Annotated in this window: 18 protein-coding genes; 10 read left to right on the top strand and 8 right to left on the bottom strand. The window is 54.0% G+C overall.

The genetic code is table 11. The annotated features are described in order from the left end of the window. The first annotated feature begins 130 nt into the window (after nt 1–130). Nucleotides 131–886: a CDP-diacylglycerol diphosphatase gene (locus RGU70_RS15495; RefSeq protein WP_322210286.1), complete on the top strand. Its 756-nt coding sequence runs from the start codon at nt 131–133 to the stop codon at nt 884–886. A gap of 149 nt (nt 887–1,035) precedes the next feature. Here the strand turns inward: RGU70_RS15495 and RGU70_RS15490 are convergent, their stop codons facing one another. The 3 genes from RGU70_RS15490 to fdxA all read right to left on the bottom strand — a co-directional run bounded on the left by RGU70_RS15490 (nt 1,036) and on the right by fdxA (nt 4,249). Then, a complete protein-coding gene (locus RGU70_RS15490) occupies nt 1,036–2,274 on the bottom strand; it encodes a polyhydroxyalkanoate depolymerase (RefSeq protein WP_322210285.1) in 1,239 nt (412 codons plus the stop codon). 447 nt (nt 2,275–2,721) lie between these two features. Then, on the bottom strand, nt 2,722–3,813 hold the full coding sequence (locus tag RGU70_RS15485; RefSeq protein WP_322210284.1) for an NAD(P)/FAD-dependent oxidoreductase: 1,092 nt from the start codon (nt 3,811–3,813) through the stop codon (nt 2,722–2,724). Between the two features lie 112 nt (nt 3,814–3,925). Beyond that, complete coding sequence (fdxA, locus tag RGU70_RS15480) at nt 3,926–4,249, bottom strand: ferredoxin FdxA (RefSeq protein WP_322210283.1); 324 nt, start codon at nt 4,247–4,249, stop codon at nt 3,926–3,928. Nucleotides 4,250–4,925: 676 nt separating this feature from the next. Here fdxA and RGU70_RS15475 point away from each other — a divergent pair. Beyond that, entirely contained in the window at nt 4,926–6,305 is a 1,380-nt protein-coding gene (locus RGU70_RS15475; RefSeq protein WP_322210824.1) for a sodium:proton antiporter, read from the top strand. Between the two features lie 21 nt (nt 6,306–6,326). Beyond that, nucleotides 6,327–7,310 carry a D-glycerate dehydrogenase gene (locus tag RGU70_RS15470; protein ID WP_322210282.1) on the top strand — a complete coding sequence of 328 codons (984 nt, stop codon included), beginning with the start codon at nt 6,327–6,329 and terminating at the stop codon, nt 7,308–7,310. 178 nt (nt 7,311–7,488) lie between these two features. Here the strand turns inward: RGU70_RS15470 and RGU70_RS15465 are convergent, their stop codons facing one another. The 4 genes from RGU70_RS15465 to RGU70_RS15450 form a co-directional block, all read right to left on the bottom strand. Beyond that, nucleotides 7,489–7,647 carry a hypothetical protein gene (locus RGU70_RS15465; RefSeq protein WP_322210281.1) on the bottom strand — a complete coding sequence of 53 codons (159 nt, stop codon included), beginning with the start codon at nt 7,645–7,647 and terminating at the stop codon, nt 7,489–7,491. A gap of 7 nt (nt 7,648–7,654) precedes the next feature. Beyond that, a complete protein-coding gene (locus tag RGU70_RS15460; RefSeq protein ID WP_322210280.1) occupies nt 7,655–8,086 on the bottom strand; it encodes an NAD-GH domain containing protein in 432 nt (143 codons plus the stop codon). A 99-nt stretch (nt 8,087–8,185) separates the two neighbouring features. Then, on the bottom strand, nt 8,186–8,443 hold the full coding sequence (locus RGU70_RS15455) for an acyl-CoA-binding protein (protein WP_322210279.1): 258 nt from the start codon (nt 8,441–8,443) through the stop codon (nt 8,186–8,188). 92 nt (nt 8,444–8,535) lie between these two features. Continuing rightward, on the bottom strand, nt 8,536–8,901 hold the full coding sequence (locus tag RGU70_RS15450) for an FKBP-type peptidyl-prolyl cis-trans isomerase (protein WP_322210278.1): 366 nt from the start codon (nt 8,899–8,901) through the stop codon (nt 8,536–8,538). Nucleotides 8,902–9,201: 300 nt separating this feature from the next. On the opposite strand from RGU70_RS15450, the gene RGU70_RS15445 reads away from it, so the two are divergent. The 5 genes from RGU70_RS15445 to RGU70_RS15425 all read left to right on the top strand — a co-directional run bounded on the left by RGU70_RS15445 (nt 9,202) and on the right by RGU70_RS15425 (nt 13,925). After that, a complete protein-coding gene (locus RGU70_RS15445; RefSeq protein ID WP_322210277.1) occupies nt 9,202–10,170 on the top strand; it encodes a beta-propeller fold lactonase family protein in 969 nt (322 codons plus the stop codon). 106 nt (nt 10,171–10,276) lie between these two features. After that, nucleotides 10,277–11,044, top strand: coding sequence for a polysaccharide deacetylase family protein (locus RGU70_RS15440; protein WP_322210276.1), 768 nt, complete (start codon nt 10,277–10,279; stop codon nt 11,042–11,044). Beyond that, complete coding sequence (locus RGU70_RS15435) at nt 11,041–12,030, top strand: sterol desaturase family protein (RefSeq protein ID WP_322210275.1); 990 nt, start codon at nt 11,041–11,043, stop codon at nt 12,028–12,030. Before RGU70_RS15440 ends, RGU70_RS15435 begins: the two co-directional genes overlap by 4 nt. 13 nt (nt 12,031–12,043) lie before the next feature. Continuing rightward, nucleotides 12,044–12,862, top strand: coding sequence for an EI24 domain-containing protein (locus RGU70_RS15430; protein WP_322210823.1), 819 nt, complete (start codon nt 12,044–12,046; stop codon nt 12,860–12,862). Between the two features lie 256 nt (nt 12,863–13,118). Continuing rightward, on the top strand, nt 13,119–13,925 hold the full coding sequence (locus RGU70_RS15425) for a competence/damage-inducible protein A (RefSeq protein WP_322210274.1): 807 nt from the start codon (nt 13,119–13,121) through the stop codon (nt 13,923–13,925). A 75-nt stretch (nt 13,926–14,000) separates the two neighbouring features. Here the strand turns inward: RGU70_RS15425 and RGU70_RS15420 are convergent, their stop codons facing one another. Beyond that, complete coding sequence (locus RGU70_RS15420) at nt 14,001–14,642, bottom strand: phasin family protein (protein ID WP_322210273.1); 642 nt, start codon at nt 14,640–14,642, stop codon at nt 14,001–14,003. Nucleotides 14,643–14,897: 255 nt separating this feature from the next. On the opposite strand from RGU70_RS15420, the gene RGU70_RS15415 reads away from it, so the two are divergent. Next, nucleotides 14,898–15,794 carry a DMT family transporter gene (locus RGU70_RS15415; protein WP_322210272.1) on the top strand — a complete coding sequence of 299 codons (897 nt, stop codon included), beginning with the start codon at nt 14,898–14,900 and terminating at the stop codon, nt 15,792–15,794. Nucleotides 15,795–15,997: 203 nt separating this feature from the next. After that, nucleotides 15,998–17,107, top strand: coding sequence for a D-alanyl-D-alanine endopeptidase (gene pbpG, locus RGU70_RS15410; RefSeq protein ID WP_322210271.1), 1,110 nt, complete (start codon nt 15,998–16,000; stop codon nt 17,105–17,107). Nucleotides 17,108–17,160: the final 53 nt, after the last annotated feature.

The following is a 17,160-nucleotide window of genomic DNA, read 5'->3' as shown; positions in this document are numbered from 1 at the left end:
GCAAACCGGTGCTGGCCAATGAAATCGGACAAAAGACGTCCTGTTATTGTGTGGAGCGTGGGGTTTTCCTGTTTTCTGTTCCCTGCTTTTGCGTAAGTCCTGGTTTTTCTATTTTTTAAGGGTGTTCAAGATGAAAAGTTTGCTGCGCGCTGCGCTCGTGCTGGGCTCGATGCTGCTGTTATCTGCACCGCTCCGAGCGGCCAATCCCGACAAGTTGTGGGAAATCGTTCATCAGGAGTGCGTTCCTGGCGCGCTTGGCGGCAATAATCCCGCTCCCTGCCATCTGGTCGATACGCAGCGCGGCTTTGTGGTGCTGAAGGATATCGTCGGCGTGGCGCAGTTTTTGTTGCTGCCTACGGCGCGTATCAGTGGCATAGAGAGCCCTGAGTTGCTCAATGAGGATGCGCCGAATTTCTGGGCTTTTGCCTGGGAGCAGCGTTATCGCGTGGGGGAAATGTTGGGTAAGCCGCTGGCGCGCGAGCAGATCGGGATTGAAGTCAATTCGGCGGCGGCGCGCAGTCAGTTGCAATTGCATCTGCATATCGATTGCCTGCGTGCCGATTTTCCCGAGGCCTTGCGTTCGCATGAGGCCGATACGCCTGAGCAGTGGCAGCCCTTGATGCTGGATGAACATCGGTATTGGGTGATGCGGCTGGTGGGGAGCAATCTGGAGGGGCGCAATCCGTTTAAGCTGGCAGCGGCGATGAGTCCCTACGCGCGGCGTGCGATGGGTGCGCAGTCATTATTGTTGACGGGCGCGCGGTTCAGCGATGGCAGTGAGGGGTTTTACCTGATCAACAGCCCGGTCAATTTCGACAAGGGCGAACGGGGCAGCGCAGAAGTCTGGCTGGATCACGGGTGTGGGCAATCAACGGCAGGGAAGTAAGCAGAAGTGAAATAAGCAGAAGGAAAATAAGCTTAGGGGGTGCTTCGCTGGCATGAATCGCTGGCAGGTTTGCCGCTGAATCATGCCATCGAGCCATGCCATTGAGTTATCACTGTTGAGTCATGCCATGCAGGTTTCAGGCCTGCGTTTTATCCGGCGTGAGTTTTGATGAAGGTGCTGATTTTCGGGCAAATCACTTCACGCCAGCGGCGTCCGGCAAAAATGCCGTAATGACCACATTGCGGTGCGGTGAAGTGTTCCTTGTTGCCAGCCGGTATTCCTGCGCAGAGCGCTTGTGCGGCTTCGGTCTGGCCGGAACCTGAAATATCGTCGAGTTCGCCTTCGATGGTCAGCAGCGCGACGGTTTTGATGTCTTGCGGCCGCACCAGTTTGCCTTCGATTTCCCAGGTGCCCAGCGGCAGGTTGAAATCCTGGAACACGATCTTGATGGTTTCCAGGTAGAACTCGGCAGGCATGTCGAGCACGGCGTTGTATTCGTCGTAGAACTTGCGATGTTCTGCGGCCGATTCCTGATCGCCTGCATACAGGTGCTTGTAGAAGTCCCAGTGGCTCTGCGTGTGGCGCTGCGGATTCATCGCGACAAAGCCGGCGTGTTGCAGGAAGCCCGGGTAGACCCTGCGGCCGGCGGCGGGGAAATTGGCCGGGACGCTGTAGATCACGGTATTTTCAAACCAGGAAAACGGTTTTTCAGTCGCCAGATTGTTGACTGCGGTCGGTGATTTGCGACCGTCGATAGGGCCGCCCATCATGGTCATCGACTTTGGCAGTTTTGAGTCTTTGGCGGTGGCCATGAGCGCAATGGCGGCCAGTACCGGTACGGTTGGCTGGCAAACCGAAATGACGTGCAGATCGGGGCCGAGCTGGCGGATGAAGTCCTGGACGTAGTACACGTAGTCATGCAGATGGAAGGGGCCTTCTGTCAGCGGGACGGTGCGGGCGTCGGTCCAGTCGGTGATGTAGACGTCGTGTTCAGGCAGCAGACCACGTACGGTGTCGCGCAGCAGCGTGGCATGGTGACCGGAGAGCGGAGCAACCAGCAGCACCGTCGGTTGCTTCAGAGCCTTGACATCTTTGGCGCTCAGGTCTTTTTTGAAGTGCAGCAAACGGCAAAATGCCTTGCTGACAGTGACTTCTTCAACGATGGCGACGGTTTTGCCGCCGACCAGGGTGTCGGTAATCAGGAATTCGGGTTTTTCGTAGCTTTTTCCGAGTCGGAACAATAATTCCGAACCGGCCGCCATGCCCTGTGCAAACGGGGTATGCGCCAGAGGTGAAATCGGGTTGGAAAACAATTTGGCGGAGTTTTCTGCCCATTGCATTAACGGGTGCAGGAAATTGCGATTGAGTTCATGGAGCTGATACAGCATGGGGGACCTCTTATAAATATAAGCTGGCAAGTAAGCGGGCAAATTTACCGGTCCCCCTGGAGAGACCGTTGCTATTATCTAGCTATGTTGCAATGCAATATTCTATCAGTTTTTTTAAAATTGCCGGATTCTGTGTGCAGAAATGGTGCAAATGGGCGGAGCAAGTTTGCCCGAATCGGTTCTTTATACGTTTTTTGTAAGCTGATTCAGCGCCACTGCAAAGGCAGGATCTCTTGAGGATGCTGCATTGTGCCTTGCTATAGAGCACTTAGGTAAGTTATCGGCAGCATTTCCCATTCCTTGCGTCAGGAGGGTGAAACTGGCTGGCTGCATCCAGGGAGGCGGTAAGGAAGGGCGGCGTGCAGGCGACTTGCTTGCCTGTCACGCCGTATTGAGGAGCGTAATACGGATGGTATTGCAGATGTATTGCGTTGATGCCGTCATTGCTTAGTCGAAAGTGGGTGATTCAACGCCCAGGATCTTGTGCAGTTTCGGCGACGTAGTGGTGTACTGCATATGGATTTTCTTGTCGGGGAAAATGTAAGGCGCTGCGCCGAAAGCGGCCAGTGCAGCTTCGTGGAAGCCGGACAGGATGAGCTTCTTTTTCCCTGGGTAGGTGTTGATATCGCCTACGGCGAAGATGCCGGGGATGTTGGTTTCGAACTTTTCGGTATCGACCACTTTGAGTTGCTTGCGCTCAATGTCCAGGCCCCAATCGGCGATCGGGCCGAGTTTAGGCGACAGGCCGAAAAACACCAGCAGCATGTCCAGCGGCATGCGACGGGTTACGCCATCTGCGCCGCTGACCTTGATTTCAGTCAGCTTGTCATCCTTGGTCTCAAAACCGGTGACCTGGCCCGTCAGGAATTGCATTTCGTAGTCTTCGCACAATTGTTTCATTTTTGAAACAGAAGCAGGCGCGGCGCGGAAATCATCGCGGCGATGCAGCAGTACGACCGATTCCGCCTTGCCGACGAAATTCAGCGCCCAGTCCAAAGCCGAGTCGCCGCCGCCGCAAATGACAATATTGCGTCCTGTGAACAGCGACGGGTCCTTGACGCGGTAGTGCAGTTGCGTGCCTTCGAACTGTTCGATGCCATCCACTTTCAGGGTGCGTGCCTGGAATGAACCGACGCCTGCGGCGATGAAAATGGTCTTGCTTATGAATGTGGTTCCTGCCGAGGTTTCGACATCGAAACGGCCGTCTTCACGCTTGTGCAGCAAGGTGACTTCTTGTCCGAGATGGAAGGTGGGCGCGAAGGGTTCGATCTGCTTGAGCAGATTGTCGGTCAATTCCTGACCGGTGCAGACTGGTACAGCAGGGATGTCGTAAATTGGCTTGTCGGGATACAGCTCTACGCACTGGCCGCCGACGGTTGCCAGAGAATCGATGACATGGGCCTTGATTTCGAGCAGGCCAAGTTCAAAAACCTGAAACAGTCCTACCGGACCGGCACCAATGATGACGGCATCGGTTTCAATCGGCGCTGCGTTGTCGTGGCGGTTCACAGCCGAATCCGGCTTGGCGATGGTATTCATGCGATAACTTTCTGTGGCAAGGGAGGCCGACCAGATCGTTTCAACGGCTATCTTCAGCCATGCGATCAGGACGGTTTTTCTCAATAACGGGGGTGCTTAACCTGGCTTGAATTTAGCGCTGGAGGAATTCCAGCTTGTGCGTGACGTCTTTCCACTCTTCCGCATCGGACAGGGCCGGTTTGGTTTTGGTGATGGAAGGCCAGTTGCGCGACAATTGCTCATTCAACTTGATGAATTCTTGCTGATCGGCCGGGACGTCTTCTTCTGCATAAATGGCATTGACCGGGCATTCGGCCACGCAGACGGCACAGTCGATGCATTCGTCAGGATCGATGGAGAGGAAATTCGGCCCTTCGCGGAAACAATCAACCGGGCATACATCGACGCAATCCGTATAACGGCAGCGAATGCACGATTCGGTCACAACGTGAGTCATAACAATCCTTCTATAAATTTTTCTTAACTTCAATGGCAAACCGCATTGCAAACAGTGGCACTATGACGCGTTGCTGCTCCATTGTACTGAACTGTATCAACGATCCTGGTACGGATTATGAGGCAGAAGAGCCATGCTCGCCGGCTACCACTGACTACTCACCGGGCGCTTAGTTGTGCACCTACTTGTGCACCTACTCGTGCGCTTATTTGTGCGAGGCCAGTGCAAAATCACGCAAAGCCTTGTATTTTAAGACAATTCGACCTTTCTCACAAATCTGCGATATACCGTTTCACTATAAGCAAATATGAGAAATCAATTTCCCGGGCGCGGTTTTGCTTTGTCCTTGCGCCGTATTTCAGTCTGGTTTACCGTCGGCTATCGTTCTTGCCGCTCCTTGTCTTAGCCGGCACCGTTTTTTTGGGCGGGCAGGCAGTCAATGTCTGCCGCGCATCCGCACTCACAAATGCATTGTTATCTGGCTCTGGCCGAGACCTCTTTGTTTAGGACTTACGCAAAAGCCCGCTGGCGTTGTTCCATCGCCTTTCCGTGATACTTATACTGCCTGCGACAATGCGCTAGCCAGCGGCTTTTTGCGTAAAACCTCTGTTTTTTATTTCAATCAGGAATTTCAGTGCATAAAAAAATATTCGCTTTGCTCTTACTCGTTTTTACCATGCTGCCGGGCTTATGCCTCGCAGCTGAGCTGGATGGCACGCAACTGTCGCCGGCCTGGGCGGTTCCCTTCATCGGCATGCTGCTGTCGATTGCGCTCTGGCCGCTGTTGGCACCGGTGTTCTGGCACAGGCATTTCGGCAAAATTGCGGCGGCATGGTCGCTGAGCCTGTTGCTGCCGTTCGCGGTGCAATTCGGCATCATGCCCGCTGCGGCAGGCGCGGTGCATGCGATGGTCGCGGAATATATTCCCTTCATTGCGCTGCTGACCGCACTGTATGTGGTGGCCGGCGGGATTTGCGTGCGTGGCGATTTACGCGGCACGCCAGCATTGAATACCTGCATCCTGGGACTGGGTACTTTTTTGGCCAGTTTGATGGGGACGACCGGCGCATCCATGCTGCTGATTCGACCGCTGTTGCGCGCCAACGGCAATCGACGCGAGGCTGCGCATGTGGTGGTGTTTTTCATTTTTCTGGTTGCCAATGCCGGTGGTGCGCTGACCCCCCTGGGTGATCCGCCGTTGTTCCTGGGGTTTCTGAAAGGCGTCGATTTTTTCTGGACCATGCGCCATATTTTTCCGCATACCTTGTTCGTTTGCCTGTCTCTGCTGGCAGTGTTCTATCTGATCGAGCGCTATTACTATTTGCCACGGGAGAGCCTGCGGCGGGCGGTTGTTGTTAGCGATGATTTCGTCGCTCCGCGTCTGAGTTTCGATGGCAGCATGAATTTCATCCTGCTGGTAGCTGTGGTCGGACTGGTATTGATGAGTGGCTTATGGAAGCCCGGCATCAGCTTTTCCCTGCTGGGTACGCCAGTCGAATTGCAGAATCTGGTGCGCGATGGCTTCCTTTTCGTGGTGGTATTTCTCTCGCTATGGATGACGCCCAAGACGGCGCGCAAGGATAACGACTTTACCTGGGGGCCGATTGCGGAAGTGGCGAAATTGTTCGCCGCCATTTTTCTGACCATCATTCCCGTAATCGCCATGTTGCGCGCCGGCGAGCAGGGCGCATTTTCCAGCGTGGTGAAGGCCGTGACGGGGCCTGACGGCCAGCCGGTCGATCTGATGTATTTCTGGGTCACGGGCATCCTGTCTTCGTTTCTGGATAACGCCCCGACCTATCTGGTGTTTTTCAATACCGCTTCGGGCGACGCGGCGACGCTGATGACGACGCTAGCTTCGACGCTGGCAGCGATTTCAGCGGGCGCGGTGTTCATGGGCGCAATGACCTATATCGGCAATGCACCGAACCTGATGGTCAAGTCCATCGCTGAAGCGCATGGCGTACGCATGCCATCCTTCTTTGGCTATATGGGATGGTCGTGTACCATCCTGTTGCCGATATTTATCGTAATGAGCTTCCTTTTTATCCTTTAACCCGAACCAAAAAGAGACCGCATGAAATCCAGGATATTCGTTGCCCGCGCTACCTTCCCTGAAGTTTTGGAGCGCTTGAGCCAGCATTTTGAGGTGGAGTCGAATCAGGAAGATCGTATTTTTTCTGCCGACGAATTGATTGCCCGTGTCGCCGGAAAAGAGGGCTTGATAGCCACTTCCAGCGAGGCGATTACCGCCGGTCTGTTTAAGGCCAATCCTACGCTGAAGGCCGTTTGCAACACGGCGGTCGGGTACAACAATATCGATGTGGAAGCGGCTACCAGCGCCGGGATTATGGTTAGCAATACTCCCGATGTGCTCAATGAAACCACGGCCGATTTTGCCTGGACTTTGCTGATGGCAACGGCGCGCAGAGTGACCGAAGCAGAGCAGTGGCTGCGCGCCGGGCACTGGAAAAAATGGACTTACGACGGGTTTGTCGGCCCTGATATCCATGGCGCGACCTTGGGAGTGATCGGCATGGGGCGTATCGGTCAGGCAGTGGCGCGCCGCTCGCTGGGTTTCGATATGAAGGTGATTTATCACAACCGCTCACGTCTGGCACCCGAGCTGGAACAGCGCGCTAACCATGCGCAATATGTCAGCAAGGAAGAGTTGCTGCGGCAGGCAGATCATGTGGTGCTGGTATTGCCGTACTCGAAGCAATCTCACCATACGATAGGCGCGGCGGAGCTGGCGCTGATGAAGCCGCAGGCGACGCTGGTCAATATCGCGCGCGGGGGAATTGTGGATGACGTGGCGCTGATTGCGGCTTTGCGCGCCGGGACGATTGCCGCTGCCGGGCTCGATGTGTTTGAAAATGAACCGGCGTTGCATCCGGATTTTCTGCAACTGAAAAACGTCGTGCTGACACCGCATATCGGCAGCGCGTCGGTGCCGACCAGGCTGGCGATGGCGCATTGCGCGGCAAGTAACCTGATTGCTGCCTTGTCCGGTGAGACGCCGTCGAATTTGCTTAATCCTGGAGTATCAAAGCGTGGCTGAGTAGTTTGACCGAACGAAGTTCGTACGCAGCAGGGGCAGCCGTTGAAGGCTGCCCCTGCTTTGTTTACGGTGTCGTGGGATTTTTGATTAAGTAGTACGCGTCACCATCGCGGCATCTACGCAGTGTCTACTCTCTCGCTCGGATCTTGCTTGGCTCGTTTTGCGCAATAGCGCTTCCTTAGCAAAACATCAATGCCAGCATGGCCACATCGTCTTCCAGCATGATGATGAGGCTCAGCAGCAAGGGCAGCGCCCGTATCCGCAGTTGCCAGCCGAGCGCGATGATCCGGGCTTTGGCATCGGATGAGGCGTTTTCTGACTGAATTAAGCTAATCAACTTCAGGCTAATCAACTTGTTTTAATGTCAGATTCTGCAGGCCGCTGCTGATTTGCAAGTGATAAATGCCGCGATCTTTGACCTGCAGTTCCAGTTCGTTCCCGTTGTCGGCCGTATTGGCCAGCGTAATGTAAGTTTTGACGTTGAAGCGGTAGGTATTGGGTTTGACCCAGATGCTGAAATGCTCTTTCGGCAGCATTGTTGCCAGTAGAACGTCGTTGATGCTCACATCCATCTGGGTGGCATTGCGTAGCAAAGTTTCGCCGCGCACAAATTGCACTTCTACCAGTCCTGGCGCAGGGCGGGTCATATCCTTGATGTAGATGCGAGACTCGGCAACCGTGCCGTTCGGGCCGGATGCGATGGGGGTTGAGCATCCGGATAGCGCTGCGCCAAATAAGGCGACGCTCAAAATAACTGCACCAATGGGAATATGCATTTTTCTTTCCGGTAAGGGGCTGGCGGGACGGTTGCTTGGCCGCCCTCATTTGATGGGGTCTTTGATTCCGCTGATGCGCTGCGTAATTTCAGAATTTTGTTATTGATTTTTTAATTCAGCGAACAAATTCAGATACTCCTGCATGGCGGCTTCTTGCGTCGTTCCTTTGTGCGAGGCCCATGCATCCCATTTGGCGCGTGCCACGAAATCGGTCATGCCGGGGCGTTCGCCGCTCACGTCACCCTTGCTGCCTTGTTTGTAGAAACCATACATTTTTAGCAAAGTCAGGTTGTCGGGACGTTCGGATAAATTTTTCGAATCGGCAACAGCTTGTTCGAATTCGGTTTGCAAGCTCATGTAGTCATCCACCAGGAAGAAAATACGGGTCAGGTAAAGGGAAATAAAGCATCTGCCGGTGCGCAGTAAGCGCGCCGGCAGACTTGGTCTTATCAGATTGCCAGTAATTCGACTTCGAAAATCAAGGTGGCATTGGGGGGGATCACGCCGCCAGCACCGCGGGCGCCATAGCCCAGTGTTGCCGGAATGATGAGTCGACGTACGCCGCCGACTTGCATGCCTTCGACGCCTTCATCCCAGCCTTTGATCACATGACCGGCGCCCAGCGGAAAACCGAATGGATCGTCGCGGTCCTTGCTGGAGTCGAATTTGCTGCCGGCGCTGCCATCTGCATTTTGCAGCCATCCGGTGTAGTGCACGCTGACATGCTTGCCTTGCTGGGCTTGATCGCCGGTGCCGACTTTGATGTCTTCGTATTCCAGGCCGGAAGCGGTGACGATAGTAGAGGTAGCAGACATGTGTTTCCTTTTAATAAAATGGATTCGCACAACTTTCATTGGTAGTGCATATTGCTATGCGTTCAGTGAAGTTGGGTGTTCATTGCGTTATTTTCGGATAGAAATCGCCGACGTTAGCTGAAATCAGGCTGGCGATGATAGCGCCGCCTGTTGTCGAACGCGCTGTCGCACAGTGTAAACCATAAAAGATCGGGCGACTTCTGTCAGCCATAAGAGAGCGATAGACGTTAAACTGCCTATGAGCCATGCTTTGTCGTTCGGCTGTTCCGATATTTAAAATTTTTGTCCAGAATGGTGTTCATGTTGCGTCGACTTATTACCTATGTAGCGTTGCTGGTTTGTGCCCTGAGTGCGGCTCAGGTGTATGCCAGCACCGTCGTTGTCCTCAATTCGGGGGATGCAAGCGTTACGCTGATTGATCAGGCCAGTTACAAGGCATTGCGTACGTTTTCTGTAGGAAAAGAACCACATCACCTGATGGCGACGCCGGACAACAGTTCATTGATTGTCGCCAGTGCAACCGGTAACGAACTGATTTTCCTCGATCCGAAAAGCGGTCTGGAACAACGCCGTTTGCGCGGCATCATTGATCCCTACCAAATAGGTTTTTCGCCCAACCAGAAATGGTTCGTCTCCAATGCCTTGCGGCTTGACCGCGTCGATGTCTACCGCTACGACGGCGTTGAACTCAAACTCGCCAATCGCGTTCGCCTGCCAAAAACGCCTAGTCATATGGCTTTCGATGCGGATAGTTCGACCGTATTCATCACCCAGCAAGGCAGCGATCAACTCAGTGCAATTGATCTTGCTACCCAGAAAGTGAAATGGACCATGGCGGTAGGGAAAGTCCCTGCCGGCGTCCTCATGGCGCCGGATAACCAGCATTTGCTGATCGGCATCATGGGCGAAGATTATGTGGCGGTCGTCGATTCAAAAACGCAGACGGTGGTCAAGAAAATAAAAACCGGGATTGGCGCTCACAATTTCCGTTTTCTCGGTGATAAGCGCCATGTACTGGTGTCCAATCGCATGGCCAACAATATCAGCGTGATCGACACCAAAACCATGGAAAACGTCGGCACCATTAATGTGCCGGGCGGGCCGGATTGCATGGAAGTGAGTGAGGACGGCAAATTTCTGTGGGTGACCTTGCGCTGGAGCAAAAAAGTCGCCGTGATTGATTTGGCAACCAAAACCCTGATTACAACGATCAACGTCGGCCGCTCGCCGCATGGGATTTATTTCATCAATCGTGCCCCGGATGCGTAGGGGCGCTGCATCCTCGTCATTTGGCGCGCCGGTGTTCCGGGACTATCGATTGCGCCAGCCGAAGGCTAGAGCCGGATTATCATTTTTGCTTCTGTGTGGGGCGATAGTGGCAGCAGGTTTGCCGGCAGTGGCGGCTGATGCCGCGGCTCCGGCAGCATGCACGGCCACGGTTTATCTTACCTTTGATACTGGTAGCCAATCGCAGGCCGAACTGGTTGCCCACACTTTGCAGCGTCACCATATCAAGGCCACTTTTTTCATGGCCAATGAAAAAACCATCAATGGGGACTATTCGCTGGACCCTTCCTGGGCGGCTTACTGGAAAGCACGGGTTGCCGAAGGCCATGCCTTCGGCACGCACACTTTCGATCATGTCTATGTGCAGCATGACGCGACTGATGGCGGATTCAGCGTCAAACCGCAATTCGGCGCACTGGCCGGGAAAACACTGAACTGGACGCCGCAGCAATACTGCGCGGAAATCAATCGCGTGGCGCAGAGATTCACCGAACTGACCGGCGCTAAAATCGACCCTCTCTGGCGCGCGCCGGGCGGACGTCTGACGCCGCATCTTCTGGCTGCTGGTACGAGCTGTGGTTATGCGCATGCGGGGTGGTCGCCAGCGGGTTTCTCCGGTGACGAATTACCCAGCGAAAAATGGCCGAATGCGGTCTTGCTCAAGCGCATGCTGCGCGATTTGAAAGACGGCGATATCGTTATGGCGCATCTCGGCATCTGGTCGCGTCGCGATCCCTGGGCGCCAGCGGTGCTGGAGCCGCTGATCAGCGGCCTCGAACGCAAAGGGTATTGCTTCGCCACTTTGCGCGATCATCCTAGCTACCGTCATCTATTCAAACCGGCATCTTCATCATGATTCAAACTCTGGTCGACGCCTTCGCCAATGTACAGGGCTGGCTGTTCGAAACTGCCGTGCAGCCGCTCGTTTTTGCTCTCGGCCTGGCGGAATATGTGGAAGATGCCTTCGACGGGACTGAATGGTTTTTGATCGGCGTGTGCGAACTGGCGTTGCTGTTTTTGGTATTGCGTCCGCTGGAAGCCGCCATTCCTGTGCATGCTTTCGATGATCCGCGCGCGCGCTGGACTGACTTCATCTATACCGTGCTGCATCGGCTGGGTGTCTTTGCCCTCATTGTATTTTTCCTGCTCGATCCTCTTTTTGCACAGATTAGCGAATGGCTGCACTGGTACGACCTGGGGACGTTCAATCTTGAAGATGTGTGGCCCGGCATGTCTGACAGGCCGCTGGTGACATTCATGTTTTATCTGGTTGCGCTGGATTTCTTCGAGTACTGGTATCACCGCGCCCAGCACGGCATACGCTGGATGTGGGCCTTGCACAGCCTGCATCACAGCCAGCAAAACATGAATCTGTGGAGCGACGACCGCAACCATATCCTGGATGATCTGATTCACGATCTGATGATTGGTCTGCTGGCGCTGACGATCGGTGTGCAGCCGGCGCAGTTCATTTTGCTGGTATCGGTCTCGCGCATGTTGCAAAGCTTGCAGCATGCCAATATCCGTCTCCATTTTGGCCGTTTGGGCGAGCCGCTCCTGGTATCGCCGCGCTTTCATCGCTTGCATCACGCGATTGGTCTCGGTCACGAGAGCCACGGTAGCGGCTCCCTGGGAGGGCATAATTTTGCGGTGCTGCTTCCGATCTGGGATATCGTTTTCCGCACCGCGCGTTTTGGAGGCGGCTATGCCAGAACCGGTGTGCGCGATCAGTTGCCGCCACCGCAAGGCAAGGGACGTGATTACGGGAGCGGCTTCTGGTCGCAGCAGTGGCTGGGGTTCAAGCGCTTGTTTGGCCGCAGCGCCGGGCGCGAAACACGATGATGATGGTTCGATGATGCGGGCAGTACTCATTTCCTGCTACCGGGCCTTGCGTTCGCAATTGCATATCCGGATGTTGCTGCTGACCTTGCTGCCCTTTGGGCTGTCTCTTTTGCTTTGGGGCGCTTTGCTGTGGTGGCGTCTGCAGTTTCTGATCGACTGGTTGCAGGAATTTTTTATTCAACACGACGGCTTTCACAGCGCCACCGTGATTCTCGGATGGTTCAATCTGCTGGCGCTGAAAACAGTGATCGTGCCTTTTTTGGCGATGTGGGCCCTTCTGCCGCTGATGATACTGACCGCGCTGGTGTTGGTCGGCTTGTGTGCGGTGCCGGTGATTGCGCGTCATGTCGGTCGTTATCATTATCCGGCGCTGGCCAAGCGTCATGGTGGCAGCGTGCTGGGCAGTTTGTGGACCTCGCTCTGGTGTTTCGCCGTTTTTGTCGTGCTGTGGCTGTTGACCCTGCCATTGACGCTAATACCGCCCCTGGCCTTGGTGCTGCATCCATTGTTGTGGGGCTGGCTCACCTATCGCGTGATGGCTTATGACACCCTGGCAGATTATGCCAGCGCAGAGGAACGTCAATTTTTGCTGCATCGTCATCGCTGGGCGCTGTTGACGATGGGCGCAGTGGCCGGCACTTTGGGGACTTTGCCGACGCTGTTATGGCTGGGTGGGGCTCTTTCAGTCATTTTCTTTCCGCTTCTGGCGGCTGTCGCCATCTGGCTATACGTGCTGGTATTCGTCTTTACCGGACTGTGGTTTCAATATTATTGTCTGCAAGCCTTGCTTGAACTCCGGTTAACAAATGATGCGGCGGCGCTGCACCGATAGGCTGAGCGTTGTCTGCCGCAAAGGGGCATGCCTCTTCTCTCTCTGAGCTGATAGGGCATAATCAGTGCAGGAATCTTTGATTGCGCTACAACGCTGCGCCATTTCCGGGTGCTGGTGTTCCCGTACTCAAGTACGGCAGCGCTTCTGATCCTGACTTTGCCGGGTTCTTTGCCCTTCATAAGTTGATCAGACGTTCCTACATTTATTCAGATGGACTTCCGTACTCTGTTACGGACAATGACAACAAGGTATTCCCATGGCTATTGGTCTGATCATTATCGGAGATGAAATTCTTTCCGGCAGGCGTACCGACAAGCACTTTCCCAAGGTGCTCGAACTTCTTAGCGCGCGCGGCCTGCAGTTGTCCTGGGTCGAATACATCGGTGATGAGCCGCCACGTATCACGGCGACTTTGCGCCGGACGCTGCAGTCTGACGATATCGTGTTTTGCACCGGCGGCATCGGTGCGACGCCGGACGACCATACGCGCCAGTGTGCTGCGGCGGCATTGGATGTGCCGCTGGTACTCCATCCTGACGCGAAGATAAAAATCCAGGAGCGCATATTTGATATGGTCGGTGCGGGCGGCAGCGCTCCTGATCTGGCGGCGCCCGATAATCTGCATCGTCTGAAGATGGGCGAATTCCCGGAAGGCGCGTCCATTATTCCGAATCCTTACAATAAAATTCCCGGATTTTGGATTGAGAATCGCAGCGGCCACGGGGCGCATTATTTTGTACCGGGATTTCCTGTGATGGCCTGGCCCATGTTCGAATGGGTGCTCGATAGCCGTTACTCGCATTTATTGCATCAAAATACGTTTGCCGAAAAGTCGGTATTGGTATTTGGAATGATGGAGTCGACACTGACGCCGCTCATGGAAGCGCTGGAAGCAAACTACCCGCAGATCAAGGTGTTCAGTCTGCCGCACGTCGGGGATGGCGCTACGCGCCCGCATATCGATTTGGGGGTGAAGGGCGAACCAGGGCAGGTTATGGTGGCTTACGATGCCATGCTGGCCGGTTTGCAAAGCTTGCAGGCCAAATACGTGCCAGGGGACTAAACCGATGTCAGTATGAGGGGCAGGGATTGTTGATATTTTATAAATGCAATGTCAACAACCCCTTGGCTTGCCAGCTTATTTTTTAGTTGCGCGCGCGGCAGGCTTGATGATTTTTTCCGAAAGTTCAGCGGCGGCGCTGGATACATTGTTTTCCAGCAAAGAGACCGCTTGTTTGGCACTCTGGCTGAACTGTTCGACGTGCGTATTAAATTGGCCGAATGCCGATTTCCAATAGGATGTCACGCTCTCATAGCCTGCTGGCAATTTGCTCGATGTTTCATCAAGCAGTGCGCTGAAGGATCGCTTGCTGTCTGCGAGATGGTTTTCCGCTGTTTTGACAAGTTCCGCTTGTGTGCCAGACACGATGCTCGCCAGATGTTGACCGTAGGCGAAGGTTTTTTCCAGCGCAGGCTGAGCATGGCCCGTTCCCAATGACAGTAATTCACTGGCATCTTTCGCTGCAAACAGGTCGGTGCGGTCCTTTGCTTCTGCAAGCGATGTTTTCAGAGTTGTCAGATGCAGGTCAGTCAGTTTCTCGACGCCTTCAAACGCTTTATGCGACAGCGTGGAGAAGAAGGCGATGTTGCCTTCCAGGTTGGCTTTGATAGCGGAGGAAAATTGTTCGGTTGCGGTAGTCATGGGCGTCATCCTTGATAGTAGAGAGAGGGGCATGCTTGCGAAGCGACTTGCTTGAACGGATTTATTTGTGCTCTGCACAATCAGAGTTTTATCGCTGTTGATTTATTTGTCAATTTATTTTTATTGCGCTGCGGCATTTTTCGTGATAGCTAGATAGAATTTTGTTGCGTTTATTCATGCAGGATGGCAATTACGGTGAGCAACGAGTCCGTTAGTTAATGCTTCATTTTCCTTCTTTTTCATAGCAAAAAAGTGTCGTACGGAGTGTGTTGCTCCAGCACAATATTGATTGATTTACTTATGAGTCTTCACCCTGTTGTTCCTGTTTCCGCAATGCCACATCGTTGGGCCGCACTGATTCCTGCGGTATTCGTGGTGATCTGGAGTACCGGCTTTATTGTCGCCAAATTTGGTTTGCCTTACGCCCCGCCGCTCACTTTCCTGTTATTGCGTTTTGCTGGCGTGCTGGTGGTACTGCTTCCCTTGGTTCTGCTGTTGCGCGCACCCTGGCCTGGCCGTCAGTCGCTGCATATCGCCGTAGCGGGAGTGCTCATGCAGGCGGGATACCTCGCCGGCGTATGGTGCGCAATCAAGTTAGGGATGCCGGCCGGACTGAGCGCCTTGATTGTCGGCATGCAACCGGTGTTGACGGCGCTGTCAGCTTCGCTGGTCGGTGAAACGGTGAAACGTCGGCAATGGATGGGACTGGCGCTGGGATTTTTCGGCGTTGCCCTGGTGGTGGCGAATAAAATATCGCTGATTGGCTTATCTTTGACCAGTATCGGGCTGGCGCTCTTCGCTTTGCTGTCGATCACTTCTGGGACGCTCTATCAGAAACGGTATTGCGCACACTTCGATTTGCGTACCGGTACGCTGGTCCAATTCATTGCCTCGATTATTGTTGTCCTGCCATTTGCTATTTATTTCGAGGATTTCAGCCTGAATCTGGCGCAAGTACAGTGGACGCCGCAGTTTATCGGTGCGTTGCTCTGGTCGGTGCTGGCCTTGTCGATAGGCGCTATTTTTCTCTTATTTACACTGATTCGCGAAGGTGCGGCAACGCAAGTAACCAGCTTGCTCTATCTGACGCCAGTGGCGACGGCAATTTTTGCCTGGTTGCTCTTCGGCGAGACGTTTAGCACTATCGGAGCAGTGGGCATGATAGTGGCTGTCATCGGTGTTGCCTGCGTGGTGCGCAAGCCGGTTCAAAGGGCTGAGATTCTTCCCTGATTTGTGCTTAAAACAATTATTTCGTACTAATACTGCAACAGGTATACTGCGGGCCTAGCAGGGCTGCCATAGCGCAGCGCTGCGGCAGACAGTAGAAAATTGTTTAAGGGATTGCGCTAACTACTTAATTTTCTTGCTGTTTTTGATTTTTTTGTTACACTAATAATCGTAAATTTTCGAACAGATGGGTAAGAGGAAAACCGATGTTTAAATCTGCAATCATTTTTATTGCATCTATTTTCCTGATACTCGGGACTGTCTCAGCTGACGCCGCTCCCAAAAAGCCTGTCAAAAAACCACATTCCGACAAAGTGGCAAAAGCCCGCACGGTTGCCACCCGCGCCAAAAAAACTGTCAGTTCCAGCCGTAAAGCGCGCGCTTCTGTCGCAACACATCAAAAACCCGTCAGCAATATTGCCGCTCGCAATGGCCGGCACCGCGTTAGCTATATACGGCCACGAGTCGTAGCGATACCCGTTGTGCCCGCAGTCATTTCCGCCGGCGAACTGGCTGGACTTAACCTGACGCAAGACTCGCTGGCGCTGAAATCGAATGTCGCCTATGTCATTGATCAGGCCAGTTCCAAGGTCTTGTTTGAAAAAAATTCTCAGGTCGCTTTGCCGATCGCCTCTGTCACCAAGCTGATGACGGCACTGGTCGTGGTCGAAGCGCACATGAACATGCAAGAGGTTCTGACCGTTACTGAAGATGACGTGGATAACGTCAAGCACAGCAGTTCGCGTTTGCGCGTCGGTTCTCAGCTTTCGCGCGACGACATGCTGCACATCGCTCTGATGAGTTCGGAAAATCGCGCCGCTTCGGCATTGGGCCATAATTATCCGGGCGGATTGCCGGCGTTTGTGTCGGCAATGAACCTGAAGGCAAGGTCGCTGGGCATGGTTGAAACGCATTATGTCGATTCCACGGGTTTGTCCAGTCTCAATGTCGCCAGCGCGCGCGACCTGGCCAGGCTGGCGATTTACGCGTATCAATACCCCCTCATTCGTCAGTATTCAACCGATGCGAAATACATGGTGGAGCCGAGTGGGCATTCACTGCAATACGCCAGTTCCAACCGTCTGGTTGCGAGCAAAGACTGGGATATCGAATTGCAAAAGACTGGTTATATCAATGAGGCAGGGCATTGCCTGGTCATGTTGACGCGCATCGAAGGTCGCTCTGTTGTGATGGTATTCCTCGATTCAAAGGGCAAACTGTCGCATGTGGCCGATGCCGCACGCATGCGTAAATACATCTCGGAGCAAGGGCCGAAAAATCTGACGCGAGGCAGGATGAAGGATGATCAGGGCTGATTATCTGGTCGCAAGTGGATTGCAGGACAAGGGCGCACCCAGGGTGCGCTTTT

It is taken from the genome of Herbaspirillum sp. RTI4, from assembly GCF_034313965.1.
GTDB lineage: Bacteria > Pseudomonadota > Gammaproteobacteria > Burkholderiales > Burkholderiaceae_D > Herbaspirillum.
The sequence above is the reverse complement of the archived record's forward strand: the minus strand, read 5'-3'. Positions and strand labels throughout refer to the sequence as shown.

Bases quoted from the DNA above. Each gene is read 5' to 3' on its own strand.
- RGU70_RS15495 (WP_322210286.1), top strand. From the start codon at position 131: ATGAAAAGTTTGCTGCGCGCTGCGCTCGTGCTGGGCTCGATGCTGCTG.
- RGU70_RS15490 (WP_322210285.1), bottom strand. From the start codon at position 2,274: ATGCTGTATCAGCTCCATGAACTCAATCGCAATTTCCTGCACCCGTTA.
- RGU70_RS15485 (WP_322210284.1), bottom strand. From the start codon at position 3,813: ATGAATACCATCGCCAAGCCGGATTCGGCTGTGAACCGCCACGACAAC.
- fdxA (WP_322210283.1), bottom strand. From the start codon at position 4,249: ATGACTCACGTTGTGACCGAATCGTGCATTCGCTGCCGTTATACGGAT.
- RGU70_RS15475 (WP_322210824.1), top strand. From the start codon at position 4,926: ATGCTGCCGGGCTTATGCCTCGCAGCTGAGCTGGATGGCACGCAACTG.
- RGU70_RS15470 (WP_322210282.1), top strand. From the start codon at position 6,327: ATGAAATCCAGGATATTCGTTGCCCGCGCTACCTTCCCTGAAGTTTTG.
- RGU70_RS15460 (WP_322210280.1), bottom strand. From the start codon at position 8,086: ATGCATATTCCCATTGGTGCAGTTATTTTGAGCGTCGCCTTATTTGGC.
- RGU70_RS15455 (WP_322210279.1), bottom strand. From the start codon at position 8,443: ATGAGCTTGCAAACCGAATTCGAACAAGCTGTTGCCGATTCGAAAAAT.
- RGU70_RS15450 (WP_322210278.1), bottom strand. From the start codon at position 8,901: ATGTCTGCTACCTCTACTATCGTCACCGCTTCCGGCCTGGAATACGAA.
- RGU70_RS15445 (WP_322210277.1), top strand. From the start codon at position 9,202: ATGTTGCGTCGACTTATTACCTATGTAGCGTTGCTGGTTTGTGCCCTG.
- RGU70_RS15435 (WP_322210275.1), top strand. From the start codon at position 11,041: ATGATTCAAACTCTGGTCGACGCCTTCGCCAATGTACAGGGCTGGCTG.
- RGU70_RS15430 (WP_322210823.1), top strand. From the start codon at position 12,044: ATGCGGGCAGTACTCATTTCCTGCTACCGGGCCTTGCGTTCGCAATTG.
- RGU70_RS15425 (WP_322210274.1), top strand. From the start codon at position 13,119: ATGGCTATTGGTCTGATCATTATCGGAGATGAAATTCTTTCCGGCAGG.
- RGU70_RS15415 (WP_322210272.1), top strand. From the start codon at position 14,898: ATGCCACATCGTTGGGCCGCACTGATTCCTGCGGTATTCGTGGTGATC.
- pbpG (WP_322210271.1), top strand. From the start codon at position 15,998: ATGTTTAAATCTGCAATCATTTTTATTGCATCTATTTTCCTGATACTC.